The 15,908-nt window shown below is 56.1% G+C and carries 13 protein-coding genes; 7 read left to right on the top strand and 6 right to left on the bottom strand.

Going from position 1 to position 15,908, the window contains the following annotated elements; all coding sequences use genetic code 11:
- Nucleotides 1-14 precede the first annotated feature (14 nt).
- Both G0034_RS11805 and G0034_RS11800 read left to right on the top strand, forming a co-directional pair.
- Nucleotides 15-188, top strand: coding sequence for a GhoT/OrtT family toxin (locus G0034_RS11805; RefSeq protein ID WP_014883956.1), 174 nt, complete (start codon nucleotides 15-17; stop codon nucleotides 186-188).
- An 86-nt stretch (nucleotides 189-274) separates the two neighbouring features.
- Entirely contained in the window at nucleotides 275-1,030 is a 756-nt protein-coding gene (locus G0034_RS11800) for an alpha/beta fold hydrolase (RefSeq protein ID WP_100124681.1), read from the top strand.
- 124 nt (nucleotides 1,031-1,154) lie between these two features.
- On the opposite strand, the gene G0034_RS11795 is transcribed toward G0034_RS11800, so the two are convergent.
- From G0034_RS11795 to G0034_RS11785, 3 genes are read right to left on the bottom strand one after another with little or no spacing between them, the layout of a single operon-like run.
- On the bottom strand, nucleotides 1,155-3,329 hold the full coding sequence (locus G0034_RS11795; RefSeq protein ID WP_100124682.1) for a virulence factor SrfC family protein: 2,175 nt from the start codon (nucleotides 3,327-3,329) through the stop codon (nucleotides 1,155-1,157).
- Nucleotides 3,326-6,307: a virulence factor SrfB gene (locus tag G0034_RS11790; protein WP_023330500.1), complete on the bottom strand. Its 2,982-nt coding sequence runs from the start codon at nucleotides 6,305-6,307 to the stop codon at nucleotides 3,326-3,328. The genes G0034_RS11795 and G0034_RS11790 overlap by 4 nt, the downstream gene beginning before the upstream one ends.
- 4 nt (nucleotides 6,308-6,311) lie before the next feature.
- Complete coding sequence (locus tag G0034_RS11785; protein ID WP_179120904.1) at nucleotides 6,312-7,646, bottom strand: SrfA family protein; 1,335 nt, start codon at nucleotides 7,644-7,646, stop codon at nucleotides 6,312-6,314.
- A 283-nt stretch (nucleotides 7,647-7,929) separates the two neighbouring features.
- Between G0034_RS11785 and G0034_RS11780 the strand changes: the two genes are divergently transcribed.
- On the top strand, nucleotides 7,930-9,528 hold the full coding sequence (locus tag G0034_RS11780) for an ABC transporter substrate-binding protein (protein WP_014883951.1): 1,599 nt from the start codon (nucleotides 7,930-7,932) through the stop codon (nucleotides 9,526-9,528).
- A 101-nt stretch (nucleotides 9,529-9,629) separates the two neighbouring features.
- On the top strand, nucleotides 9,630-9,863 hold the full coding sequence (locus G0034_RS11775) for a YdcY family protein (RefSeq protein ID WP_014883950.1): 234 nt from the start codon (nucleotides 9,630-9,632) through the stop codon (nucleotides 9,861-9,863).
- Between the two features lie 2 nt (nucleotides 9,864-9,865).
- On the opposite strand, the gene G0034_RS11770 is transcribed toward G0034_RS11775, so the two are convergent.
- Complete coding sequence (locus G0034_RS11770; RefSeq protein ID WP_014883949.1) at nucleotides 9,866-10,315, bottom strand: DMT family transporter; 450 nt, start codon at nucleotides 10,313-10,315, stop codon at nucleotides 9,866-9,868.
- A complete protein-coding gene (locus tag G0034_RS11765; RefSeq protein WP_179120903.1) occupies nucleotides 10,312-10,830 on the bottom strand; it encodes a GNAT family N-acetyltransferase in 519 nt (172 codons plus the stop codon). Before G0034_RS11765 ends, G0034_RS11770 begins: the two co-directional genes overlap by 4 nt.
- 148 nt (nucleotides 10,831-10,978) lie before the next feature.
- On the opposite strand from G0034_RS11765, the gene G0034_RS11760 reads away from it, so the two are divergent.
- From G0034_RS11760 to G0034_RS11750, 3 genes are all read left to right on the top strand, one after another.
- Nucleotides 10,979-11,554 carry a helix-turn-helix domain-containing protein gene (locus G0034_RS11760; protein ID WP_014883947.1) on the top strand — a complete coding sequence of 192 codons (576 nt, stop codon included), beginning with the start codon at nucleotides 10,979-10,981 and terminating at the stop codon, nucleotides 11,552-11,554.
- A gap of 63 nt (nucleotides 11,555-11,617) precedes the next feature.
- On the top strand, nucleotides 11,618-12,658 hold the full coding sequence (curA, locus tag G0034_RS11755) for an NADPH-dependent curcumin/dihydrocurcumin reductase (RefSeq protein ID WP_179120902.1): 1,041 nt from the start codon (nucleotides 11,618-11,620) through the stop codon (nucleotides 12,656-12,658).
- A gap of 254 nt (nucleotides 12,659-12,912) precedes the next feature.
- On the top strand, nucleotides 12,913-13,581 hold the full coding sequence (locus G0034_RS11750; RefSeq protein ID WP_179120901.1) for a GntR family transcriptional regulator: 669 nt from the start codon (nucleotides 12,913-12,915) through the stop codon (nucleotides 13,579-13,581).
- Nucleotides 13,582-13,701: 120 nt separating this feature from the next.
- Here the strand turns inward: G0034_RS11750 and pqqU are convergent, their stop codons facing one another.
- A complete protein-coding gene (pqqU, locus tag G0034_RS11745) occupies nucleotides 13,702-15,816 on the bottom strand; it encodes a TonB-dependent receptor PqqU (protein ID WP_014883945.1) in 2,115 nt (704 codons plus the stop codon).
- Nucleotides 15,817-15,908: the final 92 nt, after the last annotated feature.

The raw sequence follows: 15,908 nt of genomic DNA, 5'->3' as shown, positions 1-15,908 counted from the left end.
CTCTGGTATACAGAATGACGTTGTATCAAAAGATGTTGGTTTTTTACGCAGTGATGGCTTCCATCTGTGCATTAATTACCTGGTTCCTTTCAAAAGATCGCAAACGCATCCGCCTGCTCAGCGCGTTTCTGGTGGGGTCGACCTGGCCGATGAGCTTCCCCGTTGCGCTCCTGATCTCGCTTTTCTGAAGCACGCTTCCACTTTTTCCAGATGAACATGGCATTCCTGATTCGATAACTGTATAAATACACAGTGCATCGTAAAAGGAGTGCTTATGAACAGTTTTTACTCGCAGCAGGCGGGTTGCACCGTGCGCTGGCATGATTTGCCCGGCTCAGGCGAGCCCGTGGTCTTCATCCACGGGCTGGGGTGTGCCTCTTCCTATGAATATCCCCGCGTTGTCCGTGACCTTCAGTTTGGCGCACGCCGGGCCATTCTCATTGATTTGCCCGGCAGCGGTTACAGCGATAAACCCGAGCATTACAGCTATCACACCACTGACCAGGCCCGCGTGGTGGCAGAGCTGATTGACCATCTTGAATTGGATGCCTTCTGGTTATACGGCCACAGCATGGGCGGCAGTATCGCGATTGAAACGGCGGCAATGCTGGTAACGCGTGTTAAAGGACTGATGGTGTCGGAACCTAATTTTCACGCGGGTGGTGGGATGTTCAGCCGCTCGATTGCGGCGCAAACCGAACAGCAGTTTCTGGAACAGGGTTATGACGCCATGCTCAGCGCAGAAACCTCAGCGTGGGCGGGGTGTCTGCAAAGCAATGCGCCGTATGCAGTCTGGCGCGGAGCAAAGAGCCTGGTTGAGGGTGTAATGCCGGTATGGGAAACGCAATTCCTGTCGCTCTCGTGCTCGGTGACGCTGATCTTCGGCGAACATTCTCTGCCTGACGACGATGTTGATAATCTGAAGCAGAAAGGCGTTGAGGTAAAAATTATCCCTGCGGCGGGGCATTCTATGTCGTGGGAAAATCCGTCAGCACTGGCTCAGACGTTAGCCGGGTGTATGGCGGAGTGATGTGCGCAAAAGTTTCCCCCGGCGGCGCGACGCTTGCACGGGCCTACGATGAATTTTGCAAGGTATTGATATTATGGCGGAATGTAGGCCGGGTAAGCGCAGCGCCACCCGGCAAGAATGGCAACTACATGATTAAAGCCCGTAATGCCTGACGTGCGTCAGGTTGAATATCATGCGGATGCTGGTAATCAATGTTCTCTATCGCCCGGCTATAGAGGGCAACCAGCCAGTCGTAAACGTACGCGGTGGCCGCATGGACTGGCTGTTCCGCCAGACGCGTCAGACGTGGCGCGGCGCTGCTGACGACGGGCGTAACGAAGATAGCCTGTCCCTTGCGGATGCGGCTTGCCGGACGCTCTGCTGAAGGCGTTTGGTCATACCCCAGCCAGCCAACGAAATTGCCCATCACGGCGTGCAGTTGCGCGGCGCTGCTCTTATCCGCTTCGACAATACGCTGAAGCTGTTGCGCCAGTTTAAGCCGGTAGCTGGTGACCACCAGAACATCCGCGATTTGCTGTAATACTGCGGGTTCCAGACCGAGACGGGCGGCCGTGGCCTCATTACGGCTCCACTGACGCAGATGATTTATCCATACTCTGTGCGCCAGACGCGCCTTGTCCTTCGTCTGGAACTGACCAGCACTTTCCTGGGCGTTATCGGTAAACAGATCAATGGTATCCGTAAACAGCCCATTGACCTGCTCCTCGCGCGGTTGCTGGACGGCGAGCAGCGTTTCAAACGCTTTCATCGGCGGTATCAATCCTTCAAGCAGCTCGCCGTGACGGGCGGCACTGCTTTGCAGGGTGCGCACCATGTTTTCGGCCTGTGCGCGTCGGGTAGCCGGTTCCTCAACCAGCGGGGCGAGATAACTGCGCATTAGCGCCGAAAGCTCCTGGCGAAGCAAGCTTTTCAGCGTTCCAAGGCGCTTCTGCCGCTGCGCAGGGAGCGTGGCCTGAGACAACCACTCAATGACGCGCTGCATGCTGTGGCTATCCAGCGCCTGCAGCGTGCCCCAGCGTAAACCCGGTTTACCGAGCAGATGCTGTACGGCTTCATCAAGATTCTGGCGGGTGGTAAAGCGGGCGTCATGCGGGGTAATCGCCCACACCAGCCCCGGCAGGGCAGACTCTTCAGCAGGCTGCGTCTCTTTGACCCAGCTCATTAACACTTTTGCTTTTTTGGCCGTCTGCTCGTGCTGCGCTGTCGCATTGCAGATAACCAGCACGTCAGGCTGTAGCTGCTGGCGGTAATGGTCGAGCAACCACTGACATTTTGCCTGCGCTAACGGATCGGCACTGCTGTCTTCAAAGACCGGAATATCAATGATATCAACGTTATCCAGCGCACCACTCTCAACCGGCAGAACCAGCTCGCGGGTCAGGAAGGCCAGCACGTCAACCGGGAGGCTGATGGCGTTGAGCATGTCGCCGTTATTCAGCGGATGCAGCAGCGTCTCCTGTGCGTCCTGCTGGGTTAAGGTGCCATGCGTCAGGAACCCTTCACCCGGCAAGCCAAAGCTATCTACCAGCAGACTCAGCGGAGCAGCAAGCTCGCTGGCATGGCTGGTCTGATGCAGAACATGGGCGAGCTTCAGCCACTGTTGGGTGAATTCCTGTTGCTCACCCCACAGCAGCGACCAGACGCTTGCCCGGGTGCTGAGATCAAGTGAAGGCACCAGTTGGGCAAGCTCATACCACAGGGCATCATCAATTTGCTGTTTCGCAGCGGGTATTGTGCACTGCCAGAAGCGGGCGATGGCACCCACTTCCTGCGCCGTGATACCCGGTACGCCCTGCGGCTGACGCAGGCCACGCCATTTCTCAAGACGGGTCTCAATGACCGCCTTATCCACTGCGCGCATCTGCGGATGCAGCGTCGTGCGGGCAATAAACAGCTGTACCAGCTCGGCCTCGGTGATCAGACTCAGACGTAGCGGAAACGCCTCATCAACCACCTCCCGGTTTTCCCGGGTAAAGCGGACGGCCATGTTGGTCAGGGCATGACCCGGATTGATATGCGAAAAATAGTCAAAGGTGCGCTGGCCTAGCGTAACGTTTAGCCGTCCATTACCGCTGCCGCACAGCGACAGCAGCAGGTGTGCTTTTGCGCTCTGCGAATGACCGTAAAGTCCAATGCTGCTCTGGCGGGTCAGGGCACGTTCAATAGCCTGCTCTCGCGCCTGCGCCGCGTTGATGCGGGCAAGCAGGGCGTCAGCATCGTTGTCCAGCACAGGGGCATTCATGCGCGTCTCATTAATCCACCCGATTAACGCCTGAGTGGTGGTGGTCGTCGCTGTCATTTCAGGTATACGCTCCCGCTGTCGATCCAGTAGTGGCTGCCGCTGTGTCGGCGATCGGCCAGAGTATTCAGTTTGAAGGTTAAGGCGTCAGGCGCTACCGGTGTGCCGTCCTGTAGCCAGGCATCGCTCAGTTCAAAGGATTCAGGACCTTCCTGCTTGCTGCCGCCGCAGAGCTTAAGCCGCACGTTCAGCACGCCGTCACCGGCAATCGCTTTCGCCAGTTCAGCCGAATTGATGCTGAGCGTATAAAGCGGCGTGGCAGGCCAGCGTGCGTTCGCCAGCTGGCGGAAGCCGAGGGTGACGTTGCCGCGTAGCGGGAAGTGCAGGCGTGCGTCGAGTTTTGCGCCCGGCTTATCGAGGTCGATATCCTGATACCAGACGTTTTCCTCACGCAGGGTATTAACGGTGTTATCCAGCACGCCGAGATAACGCACGGTAGAATACGCGCCAATGTCCGCGGCTTTAAAGTTGAAGCGCGGCAGACGCAGGTCGAGCGCCAGGCTGCACAGCATGGCACCCACGGCGGCGGTTGATTTAGGGTTACCAATGCGCCCCTGCTGACTGAACGGATACCACTCATGTACCTGGTATTTATCCAGCCAGACGATGCGATTGACCGGCACCGGCTGCAGGTGACGGATCAGCGCCTGAACGCCTGGCAGGCAGCCAGGGCGACCGGTAATCAGCAGAATATCGCAGCTGTAGTGGGAAATCGCTTCACAGACTGCGTGAAGCGGAGAGGTCAGCGTAAACTGACCGGCCAGCATCGCATCCTGCATCTCGCGGAAATTGACGTGCAGCGGTACGGCGAAAAGGTCGAACGCTTCTGAGCCCGCAGGCAGGGCATGATCAATCGCCTGCTGCAGATAATTCATGACGTTGCGGGTTGGTTTCTGCGGCAGAAGATCGCCAAAGGTGGCATGCAGGCCAGCCAGCGGATCGTCAACGTCGCTGGATTCCCACGCGGCAAGAATGGCGTGGCCAATCGGCATAAAGAGCTGTAGCGCCGTTTGCTGGCGCAGCACGGCCTGGGTATCAATACGCCCGGAGTCGCCGAACAGCGACGCCATGAGCAGCGAGGCGTCCGCAATCCCGGATTTCTGCAGCTGCGTTTGCAGGGCGGGCAGCACGTAGCGCTGAATCACGTCCAGAAGGGTATCATCGCCCGCCACTTTAAACCCTTCGCGGAACAGCAACTGCGGCGTGATTTTGACGTTATTACCGGAGCCGTCATCCAGTTGATAATGGGTGATCGCCATATCCGTGGTGCCGCCACCGATGTCGATAGACGCGACGCGCAATGCGCGGCCGGGCTGCACACCAGGCTCAGGCTCACGATCCGTGCGGGCGAGCGAGGCAAAGAAGGCTTCCGTCTGGCCGCCAAAATGGGAGATCGCTTCGTTATACAGCCAGACCAGTTGACCACAGCTGGCCTCATCCCACTCCATCTGGATTTCAGGGACCGGCACCACGCTTTTTTCCTGCTGTTTGCGGGTGGCAAAATCCTCATCCTGCGGGTGCCAGCCCATCGCTTTCCAGACGATGGCGATGGCTTCGAACATGCGGCGACGGAAAATCTCGCGCTCCTGCTTTGGCATTGCCGAGGGCAGGGTCAGGATCAGGGTGCGCAGCTGGCGTGGCGAGGCAGGGAAGCCCAGACGCAGGCGGGTGGCGACGCTGTTGATCTGACCCAGCGCCTGCGCCAGCAGCTCGCACAGCATATGCGTCATCAGGGTGCTGCGGCTGTACTGCGGCGAGAAGACCGGCAGTCGCTCGTCCTGCGGTAACGTAAACAGCGGTTCACCGTCATCGTTCATCAGGTTCATCAGCGGGAACGCCGTGGCAAGCGGCTCACGCTGGGTTTTGCCGTTCATCTGACTAAAGCGCCAGTCCTGCACCACCGGTGTTTCATCCCACAAATAGCGACGCGGGCTGGAGATGCCGCTGTTCCCTTCGGTTCCCAGACGCTGCATCGCCAGCTTGCGGGCTTCATCACCCACGCGAACGATCGACGGCCAGACAAACGCATCTTCGCGGCCACTTTCAACCGAGAAGTGCTGTTTGCCAAAGCGTGCTTCGGAAAACTCGAGACGGCTGGTAAACAGAGGCTCATTGAGGAATTGCGGCTCGCTCAATGAACGAACCTGTAACTCGGCGGTCTGCCGCAGTCCATCGTTCGCATCGCCGTGGTCTTCAATAATGACGCCGCAGGTGTGAGTGTTACCGACGTCGAGGATCAGGTCGACCGGAATCGCTGGCGTACTGAGGGTATGGGTAACAAATTTCACTTCCGGCACGGTGAGCTGTTCACCGAGCATGGTCAGCAGGTTTAGCCAGTGGGCCTGATATTCAAAGCTACGCATCGCCTGATGCAGGTCACGTTCAGAGCGGTTTTCAACGCCGTCAGCATACTGGGTAAATGCTTCACGCAGCCAGCCGTCAATCCAGGTCTGGTCGAGGAAGCTTTCAACCTCGCTATCGCGCCAGGCCAGCGCGAAACGGGTGCCGTTCAGAATATCGTTTTCAACCGGCGACAGCGCGGAGGTGGCATGTTCCGCAATCTGGCTGTCGAGGGCGAGGGTCACGCGGTGCGTATTGCCTGCGGTGTCGGGGGTGTCGAGCTTGCGGACCTGCACGCGGGCCCAGTTATCCGGCCCCTCCACAAAGGTGCGCGGCGGGTTGAAACGCAGGAATGGGACGGGAAGCCAGACGCCGTCCAGCACCGCAAGGGACTGCTGCAGCGGGATAGTCGTTTCCGGTTTAACCACTTCAGGCTGGCCGCCGTGCGTTCCCGGCACGGTATAGCGCCCGTTAACCAGATCGAAATCGAGGCGTAAAAGAGGGCCGTTGGCGGTTTTACGTACGAAGCGCCCGTGGCTGGCGGTGTCCTGCGGCGTCAGCCCGAAATCGAGGAATTGCACGCCGCTGTTGGCAATAAGCGTAACGCTTTGTTTATAGTCGCAAAGATTTACCAGCATAGGATCAGGCACCTGCTTTCTTGAACGTCAGGGGGACGACGGTGTTGGCATCATAACGGGCGCGACATTCTGCGATATCGCTGGTGCCAGCTTTACAGGCGACTTCCGGCATCGGGTAGCGGGAACCGTCGGTGCAGCGGGCCGTGCCGCGACTCTTGATCATCAGCTCGCCATTGCTGTGTAGCCCGGAGAAGATCTCCGCGCGGCAGACAATATTGTCGCCATGGACTATGCGGGCGAAACCTTTATTGTTCTGGATTTGATAGCGCATTGACGGTGGCTTGCCGGTGACCGGGTCTTTCACGTCGAGAATCGCGCGCCAGGTACCGTTCAGGAAGCGTGTCGATCCGGCTTTCACCTGACCGGCCTCCATCACCATGGCATCTTTCGGGATCGCGACAATCACCACGGGAGCGGGTTCAGGCTCTTTTTCTTTGCTCGCCACCACCTCAGCCTGATGCAGGGGTAAATTCATCGCCAGTGGCTCAACGGCTTTGATCGGTTTTGGGGCGATAGCCACGGGCTCAGGGACCGGCGCAGGCGCGGGCTCTGCAGAAGGGGCCGGTTTTGGCCACATCAGCGGGGCGGCAATAGCGGCAACGATCACCGCCGCGACAGGCAGCGTCCAAAGGGGAACGCGACGCTTCTTCGTGATGACGAAAGGTGCGGGTTCAGGCGCAGGTTGCGCAACAACCGGTGCGGACTCGGGCGCATACAGGTCTTCCGGCGTAATCCGTATCGCGGCGACCGGGGCAATCAGCGGCTCGTCAGCTTTATCAAAGGTGATGGCCGGTTCGGGCACCCGCTCGGGCTCGGGCTCAGGATCTTCAATCACAACAGGGGCGGGCTCAGGGATCAGCGATTCACGCAGGCAGTCGAGGACATCGTCACGCGCATTTTCATTCAGGTTTACAAAACCCCAGAAGCACAGGAGCGGTTTTCCGTCGACGAGAAAAACGAAATTTTCCCCAGGGAACTGAAATGCTTTCGACAGCAGCGAGCCGAAGAGCTGTTGCGCTGTTTTCGGCGACTGAAGGCATTTCTTGCTTAACGACTCTACGCTCGCAAGGGTGTTTTCCAGATAGCGCAGGGCGCGATAGCGGTCGTTCTCATCAGCCGCTTTCCAGCTGGTGACGTTTCCCTCCACCGGGGAGTACCAGTCCACGCGGTCGCCGCTGTCGTTGACCTGCGGAATCGCCAGACAGTCAACGATAGCCTGTTGTTTGCGCAACCGGAGCGCTTCCCGAATTTGTAACGCTGATTCAAAAACGGCTTGTCCGCCGCCGCCCACGGCCTGAAAATCATCCAGGTTACCGCTACGTAAAAGAGTTTTAGCCACGATTTGATCCCATATACTTCTTCACGCCGTTACTTTAACGAAACGAGGAAGAAAACAAACGGAGGAAGAGACGCTAAAAGGGCCGATTTCTTGCGGCATAGAAAGTGACGGTTGTGCTTGACGGATAATGGCACTTAAGGCAAATCATCTTTTCGGATGCTGACCGTAAAACCAGCAAAAAACGCGGCTTTAGAATAACCTGATAGTGTTTCGTTATTTGCCAGGTCATAACGGCTGTGCTGTTATTACTGTCCTATATAATAAAACTGTCAGGGTTATAACCATGTCTACAGGGAAAACACTGCTCGCCCTTGCGCTGAGCGCGCTTTTACCAGCCGGTGCCGCGTGGGCGGCAAACAACGACACCTTAATTTACTGTTCTGAAGCGTCACCCGAGTCGTTCAACCCGCAAATCGCCAGTTCCGGCCCCTCTTTTGTCGCCAGTTCTCAGGTACTGTACAACCGCCTGATCAATTTCGACCCGGTGAAAAACACGCCGGTTCCGTCGCTGGCGGAATCCTGGACGATTTCACCGGACGGTAAGACCTATACCTTTACCCTGCGCAAAGGGGTGAAGTTCAACAGCAACAAATACTTCAAGCCGACCCGCGACTTTAACGCCGATGACGTTATTTTCTCGGTTATGCGTCAGAAAGACCCTAAGCATCCGTACCACAACGTGTCCCAGGGTAACTATGAATACTTTAACGACGTGGGTCTTGATAAGCTGATTCAGGACGTCAAAAAAGTCGACGATTACCACGTTCAGTTCACATTGAGTGAACCCAACGCCGCGTTCCTGGCCGACTGGGGGATGGATTTTGCCTCGATTCTCTCCGCAGAATACGCCGATGCGATGCTGAAAAAAGGTACGCCTGAAAACGTGGACACCTGGCCGATCGGTACCGGTCCTTATGTGCTGCAGCAGTACAAAGTGGATTCACTGATCCGCTACGTCGCTAATCCGAACTACTGGGATGGCGAGGTGCCGACCAAACATCTGATCTTCTCCATCACGCCAAATGTGGAGACGCGTCTGGCGAAACTGCAGACCAACGAATGCCAGATTATACCCGCGCCGTCTCCGGTGCAGTTTGAGGTGATTAAGAAGAACAAAGACCTGACGCTGCACTCGGTTGATGCGCTGAACGTCGGCTATCTGGCGTTTAACACCGAGAAAAAACCGTTTGATAACGTGCTGGTGCGCCAGGCGCTGAACTACGCGACCGACAAAAAGGCTATCGTTAACGCGGTCTTTATGGGGTCGGGGACGGTGGCAAAATCGCCGATCCCACCCAATATGATGGGCTTTAATAACGATCTGAAGGATTACAGCTACGATCCGGAAAAAGCGAAAGCGCTGCTGAAGCAGGCCGGGCTGGAGAAGGGCGCAGACGTTACGCTATGGTCAATGCCGGTTCAGCGTCCGTATAATCCAAACTCGCGTCGCATTGCGGAGATGATCCAGAGCGACTGGGCGAAGGTGGGCGTAAAGGCAAAAATCGTCTCTTACGAGTGGGGCGAATATCTCTCCGGAATGCGTAAAGGCGAACATGATTCCGCACTGTTTGGCTGGATGTCCGATAACGGCGACCCGGACAACTTTGCCGATGTGCTGCTGGGCTGCAACAGCATTAAAACCGGGTCAAATGCCGCACGCTGGTGCGATAAAGATTATGATTCCCTGGTACAAAAAGCGAAGCTGACCAGCAATCCGGCTGAGCGTGCGAAGCTCTATGGCCAGGCGCAGGAGATTTTCTACCAGCAGGCTCCGTGGATCGCACTGGCAAACGGCAAAACGTTCTATGCGACCCGCAGCAACGTGACCGGGTACAGCGTGAGCCTGATGGGCAGTGATTTTTCAAAAGCGAAGCTGAACTAAGCATTTTATTGCCGGGTGGCGGCTACCCCTTACCCGGCCTACATTTTGCACCCGTAGGCCCGGTAAGCGTAGCGCCACCGGGCACGTGAGGAGGAGTGACAATGTCACATTTAAACGACGTGATCGCCCGCGTGGATGCCGCCATCGACGAGAGCGTGATTGCCCATATGAACGAACTGCTGATTGAACTGAGCGATGATGCCGAGCTCAGCCGGGAAGAACGCTATACCCAGCAGCAGCGTCTGCGTACCGCGATTTCGCATCACGGTAAGCAGCATAAAGAAGAAATGGACGCGCGGCAGGAACAGCTGACCAAAGGCGGCACGATTCTGTAGCCTCAAAACTGGCGTCGTGCGACCAGCCAGGCTCCGACAACCAGCATCACCGCACCGCACACCGGGCCCGCCAGGGCGCGGAGTGGAACGCCATGGCTTCTCAGAACGTCCATCACCAGCCCACCGATCAGCTGGCTGGCCACCAGTACGGCGATGGTGGTCGCTGCGCCAACGTTCTGATATCCGCTGATACTGGCAAAGACGAAAAACGAACCCAGCAGTCCCGGAATAAGCGTCCACCAGCGCACCGTTGCGGCCAGCTCGCTAAACCCGGCGACGCCCTGTTTCAGCAGCAGAATGCTGACAAACAACACGATGCCGACCAGCGAGTTGAGCAGCATCGCGATCAGAATGGTGGAGGAGGATTGGGTGATGCGCACCATCAAGGTATTCTGTACCACCAGACCGATCCCCGCCGCCACCAGAAATGCCAGCGTCAGTGATTGATTCATGGAATAGCGTCCGGGTCGCTGCGCTCGTCAAGCTGCAGCTGCATAAAGATTAAGTCCAGCCACCGGCCAAACTTGGTTCCCACCTGCGGCATTTGTCCGGTAGTCACGAAACCGAGGGTTTCATGAAGGTGAATGGAGGCCTGATTTTGCGCTTCAATACCGGCCACCATCACATGTTTACCGATGGTGCGGGCCTCGTTAATCAGCGCTTTCATTAACGTGCGGCCAATCCCCTTGCCCTGATGATCCGGATGGACATAGACCGAATGTTCTACCGTATGGCGGAAACCATCAAAGGCTCGCCAGTCACCGAAAGAGGCGTATCCGGTAATAACACCGTTTTCCTCGCTCACCAGAACCGGATAGCCTGCAAGTGTACGAGCCTCAAACCACGCGATACGGTTATCGGTATCGACGGTTTTATCGTTCCAGATCGCGGCAGTATGCAGCACCGCGTGGTTATAGATCTCTCCTATCGCAGCGCAGTCTTCTTTGCAGGCATGACGAACGATCATGATGTTCCCTCTGTGTGTTGTTCACTATAGTATTACGTTGTAGATACGATATTACACAACTGCATCGTCCGGGCGCTACGCCATAAGCCCTATTTTTTTGTTATCAGAACCCCATTGAAATGCCATTCATACACTATAGTATGACGTCATGAACACAATAACAGACACAATGAATCAACGAATTAGTGCAAGAATTCGTCTTGAACGCGAGTCCCGCGGATGGTCCCTGAGCGAGCTGGCTGACCGGGCAGGGGTCTCGCGCGCGATGATCCACAAAATTGAGCGGGGAGACAGCAGCCCGACAGCGACTCTTCTTGCCCGCCTGTCCGGCGCGTTTGGCATCAGCATGTCCACGCTGATTGCACGCGCGGAGATGCAGGAAGGTAAACTCCTGCGCCTTGCCAACCAGCCTGTCTGGCGCGACCCGCAAACGCACTATCTCCGCCGTCATGTTTCTCCCCGTACCGATCTGCCCATCGACCTTGTTCAGGTAGAACTGCCTGCCGGGAGCGATGTGCCGATGCCCGCATCGTCTTACGCGCTGGCTCGTCAGCTCATCTGGCTGCAGTCCGGCGAGCTGGTGTTTCAGGAAGGCGACACACGCCACGAGATGCAGGCCGGTGACTGTCTTGAACTTGGGCCGCCAAATGACTGCCGTTTCATCAACGAAACGAATGAAAGCTGTGTCTATCTGGTTGTACGGCTTAACCAGTCGGGCTCGTAAAGGAAGCGATAACGCCGTTCATGAGCCAGGCTGTAATGACATTTGTAGCAGAAGGAGATCCTGATGAATCACGCTGTTTCGCAAAATCGCCGCTGGGTGCTGGCTTCTCGTCCACAGGGCGCGCCGGTCGCGGAAAATTTCCGTCTGGAAACACAACCTGTTCCCGCGCCCGTTGAGGGGCAACTGTTGCTTCGTACCGTCTGGCTGTCGCTGGATCCGTATATGCGGGGTCGCATGAGCGATGCGCCATCCTATTCCCCTCCGGTAGAGGTGGGTGCCGTGATGGTCGGGGGAACGGTCAGCCGCGTTGAGCAGTCAAACCATCCCGATTTCAAACCCGGTGAATGGGTGCTGGGCTACAGCGGCTGGCAGGAATATGAACTTTCGGACGGCAGCGGCCTGGTCAAGCTGGGCGACAATCCGTCTCATCCTTCCTGGTCGCTGGGTGTTCTGGGTATGCCTGGTTTTACCGCCTATATGGGGTTACTGGATATCGGACAACCGAAAGCGGGTGAAACGCTGGTGGTTGCTGCGGCGACAGGTCCGGTTGGCGCCACCGTTGGGCAGATTGGCAAAATCAAAGGTTGCCGGGTAGTGGGCGTTGCCGGTGGGGCAGAAAAGTGCCGTCATGCCGTTGATGTTCTTGGGTTTGATCAGTGTCTCGATCACCACGCGGCGGATTTTGCCGACCAGCTGAAGCACGCCTGCCCGAAAGGGATTGATGTCTATTATGAAAACGTCGGGGGGAAAGTCTTTGACGCCGTACTGCCGCTACTGAATACCTCTGCGCGCGTGCCGGTTTGCGGCCTGGTGAGTGGCTACAATGCGACGGGCTTGCCTGAAGGACCGGATCGCTTGCCGCTGCTGATGGGCACCATTCTGAAGAAACGTATTCGGATGCAGGGGTTCATTATCGCTCAGGACTATGGCCACCACATTAAGGCGTTCCAGGACGAGATGGGGCGCTGGGTGCAGGAAGGTAAAATTCACTATCGTGAACAGGTCACGGATGGGCTGGAGAACGCGCCCGAGGCGCTGATTGGCCTGCTGGAAGGTCGAAATTTCGGCAAAGTCGTGATTCGCGTCGCGGGTGACAATAAATAAAAAGCATGATGGCGGGGTTTCCCGCCATATTTATTTGTGAAGATACGATATATTGTCTTTAATTAACGGACATGGTTTTTCGCGCCATCATCCCGGATGCGCCCGAAGCCGATAAAAAATCACAGTTTGCTTTTTTTGCTGTTTTTACGTACTTCCCACCACCAGGCATGACGATACAGGATATATCGAAGCAGCGTCGTTTTATTAAACCGACGCTTAAAAATAGCATTAAGTTTTAGCTACAGGAATTGAACATGCTTGATTTGGATCACTTAGAAAAAGCCCAAAGGATCAGTCTTACCATGCAAGTTGAACTCAGTTTGAAAGGAGCATTAATTACAGGCTCCCTCAAATCTGGCGCACGGCTGATTACGAAAGAGATTGCCGATAAATTGGGAACCAGTATTACGCCGGTCCGCGAAGCGCTGCTGCGTCTGGTGTCGGCAGGGGCGTTACACGCTACGCCCGCGCAGGCCTTTCTGGTGCCAGAGGTCACGCTGGATCGTTATAACGAAATTAACGCCATTCGCAAACAGCTTGAGCCCATGGCAGTCGCCGCGGCCTGTCAGAATATGTCTGAGCAAAAGCTGGAGACGTTGCGCAAATTGTCGGACGTATTTCATGAGGCCATGCGCAACGGGAACGTCCAGCAGGCGCTCCATGCGAATCGTGTCTTCCGGTTTACGCTTTATCAGTATGCCGAAATGCCGACGCTGAATGCGTTGATTGAACAGCTATGGGTGCGCATCGGCCCGTGTATTAACTATCTTCACCGTGAGCTTGATGACATCAAAGTGTCGACTTATCACTATGACGAGCTGCTTTCAGCCCTTGAGAGAAGAGATGTTGATGCCAGCCAGAAGGCCATTGATAAGTTGATTGATGAAGCGAATACGCTTTTACAGCGACAATATTTTAACTAAGAGATTATTTAGCAGAGCGACTATATCCCGCACCTAATTATTTATCTGGTGAATAACTCCTGATGGCTTATTGCCATCAGGAGCATTATTTCATTTATAAAATAAACTTTACTTTTTTTCTCACTCGAAGCGATAAGAGACCGACAGACCAACACCGTAGTTACGGCCAGGTGCGGGCTCGTAATAACGCCCGTTCGATTCGTTAACAATAACGGAGCCGACATACTCTTTGTCGAACAGGTTATCTACGCGGCCAAAGACGTCCATCCCCCAGTTGCCATAGTTAAATTTATACCCGGTATTGAGCCCAACCACCGTGTACGACGGCGCTTTCGCCGTGTTTTCGTCATCAGCCATGATGTCGCTCATATAGCGCACGTCAGAACCCGCGTACCAGCCTTCTTCTGGCTGCCAGCCAAACGACGCGAAGCCCATATTGCGGGCTATGCCCGGCATACGGTTGCCATTACAGTCAGCATCGCCGCAGACGTTGGTGCGGTAGGTGGCGTCCAGGTATGTCCACGCCATTTTCAGCTTCCAGTTCTCAGCAAACTGCTGATCGAGAGAGACTTCTACCCCCTGACGGCGGGTTTTCCCGGCATTTTTATAGCTTGTACGACCGCCAGCGCTGGCATCGACCACGATCTCATCATCTGTGTCTGTGCGGAACAGCGCTGCCGTCAGCAGACCATTACCGATGCGGGTTTTGCTGCCCACTTCATAGGTGTTGTTCGTGGAAGGTTTCAGGCCGATGTTCAGGCCGCCCTGATTATCGGCGCGATAAGAAAGTTCGTTGATGGTCGGCGTTTCGAAGCCACGTCCTGCGGCCGCATAGAGGTTCCACGCGTCCGTCACCGCATATTTCACCGAGCCTGCCGGGAGCCATTTGTGATAGCTCGCGTCACCGCTGTCATCGCCGTTCCCCGGCGTAACATAGTGGTCGTTGGAATCGAACCAGACCGAGCTGTAGCGCACGCCCGCGTCGACGGAAAGTTTCTGCGTTAACTGCCAGCTGGTTTGCAGATAAGGATCGACGTTCCACATCAGATTGCGTTCATCACGACGCTTATCGCCTTTAACGCCGTAATCCGGCACGCCGTTGTTCATCACGAAGTTTTCGTACCCGCGACGATCTTCACTCATGTTTTCATAGTTCAGACCGGTGGTGAAGGTGACCGGCACCAGCAGCTCACCACGGTGCGTCCAGCGGGTATCAACGCCCTGATAGTGGCGCTGCATATCAATCACGCCGCCGGAGTGAGAAGGTCGCAGCTGCGGCTGATAAGGAATCGACTGATACTGCGTCATTTCACGCTCACCGGCATACATCATCACGCTCAGATCGTCCTGAGCGCTAAGCTGGCGGTCATAGCGCAGACCGGCCTGGGTCTGCTTGATGGTCTTGCGCGTGTTGTACTGATCGCCGCGCGGAGACTGACGTGGGTTGTTTTGCCACTCCTGATAGCTCAGCCCGCCCGGATCGTTGGCTTTCATGTCCACGCTGTTGAAAATCAGCGTCAGCTTGCTGGCGTCGTCAATGCGTACACCCAGTTTGGCGTTAGCCAGATTCTTCCGCGCGCCGCTGTGGTCGCGGAAGCCTTTGGTGGTGAAGCGGGTAGTCGAAACCGTGTAATCCACGTCTCCCGCATGCGTTCCGTCCCCCATGGCGCCGGTGGCTTTCATTCCATAGCGCCATGTACCGTAACTGCCGTAATAGCTGCTCGCCTCAAGGGTCGGTGGCTGCTGCCCGGTCTGGGTAGTCATGTTAATCACGCCGCCAGAGGCGTTACCGTACAGGGCAGAGAAGGGGCCACGCAGCACTTCAACGCTGTCAATGCTGGAGAGATCGATGTTAGACGTCTGGCCCTGTCCGTCCGGCATGGTGGCAGGGATACCGTCGACATACATGCGAATGCCGCGCACGCCAAACGTTGATCGGGCACCAAACCCACGCACTGAAAGCTGGAGATCCTGGGCATAGTTCTGCCGGTTCTGGATTTGCAGCCCTGGAACGCTGCCAAGCGATTCAGAGAGGTTAATGCGTGGCGTGGCATGACGCATATCATCGCCATTCACGACGCTGACCGCCGCCGGGGTATCAAGCTCTGATACGGTTTGCGGCGTGGCGCTGACGATCATGGTTTGTTCCTCTGCGCCGATCGCACTAAGCGGCACAAAAACAACGGGGACCAGCAGCAGCGGGAGAGATGCCTTACGGGCAGAAATGATTTTCATGAGTAAAACCGGTTGTGGTGTGTAAACGAACCAAATGGAACATGTCCATACATGTTAAAGGTTTTGTAAATGTTTTGAAAACTATAACCGCA

It is taken from the genome of Enterobacter sp. T2, assembly GCF_010692925.1.
Lineage (GTDB): Bacteria > Pseudomonadota > Gammaproteobacteria > Enterobacterales > Enterobacteriaceae > Enterobacter > Enterobacter kobei.
This window is presented reverse-complemented; position numbering and strand designations above follow the sequence as displayed.

Coding starts and splice junctions, on each gene's coding strand:
- G0034_RS11795 (WP_100124682.1), bottom strand. CDS start 3,329: ATGACAGCGACGACCACCACCACTCAGGCGTTAATCGGGTGGATTAAT.
- G0034_RS11800 (WP_100124681.1), top strand. CDS start 275: ATGAACAGTTTTTACTCGCAGCAGGCGGGTTGCACCGTGCGCTGGCAT.
- curA (WP_179120902.1), top strand. CDS start 11,618: ATGAATCACGCTGTTTCGCAAAATCGCCGCTGGGTGCTGGCTTCTCGT.
- G0034_RS11775 (WP_014883950.1), top strand. CDS start 9,630: ATGTCACATTTAAACGACGTGATCGCCCGCGTGGATGCCGCCATCGAC.
- G0034_RS11805 (WP_014883956.1), top strand. CDS start 15: ATGACGTTGTATCAAAAGATGTTGGTTTTTTACGCAGTGATGGCTTCC.
- G0034_RS11770 (WP_014883949.1), bottom strand. CDS start 10,315: ATGAATCAATCACTGACGCTGGCATTTCTGGTGGCGGCGGGGATCGGT.
- G0034_RS11750 (WP_179120901.1), top strand. CDS start 12,913: ATGCTTGATTTGGATCACTTAGAAAAAGCCCAAAGGATCAGTCTTACC.
- G0034_RS11790 (WP_023330500.1), bottom strand. CDS start 6,307: ATGCTGGTAAATCTTTGCGACTATAAACAAAGCGTTACGCTTATTGCC.
- G0034_RS11780 (WP_014883951.1), top strand. CDS start 7,930: ATGTCTACAGGGAAAACACTGCTCGCCCTTGCGCTGAGCGCGCTTTTA.
- G0034_RS11760 (WP_014883947.1), top strand. CDS start 10,979: ATGAACACAATAACAGACACAATGAATCAACGAATTAGTGCAAGAATT.
- pqqU (WP_014883945.1), bottom strand. CDS start 15,816: ATGAAAATCATTTCTGCCCGTAAGGCATCTCTCCCGCTGCTGCTGGTC.
- G0034_RS11765 (WP_179120903.1), bottom strand. CDS start 10,830: ATGATCGTTCGTCATGCCTGCAAAGAAGACTGCGCTGCGATAGGAGAG.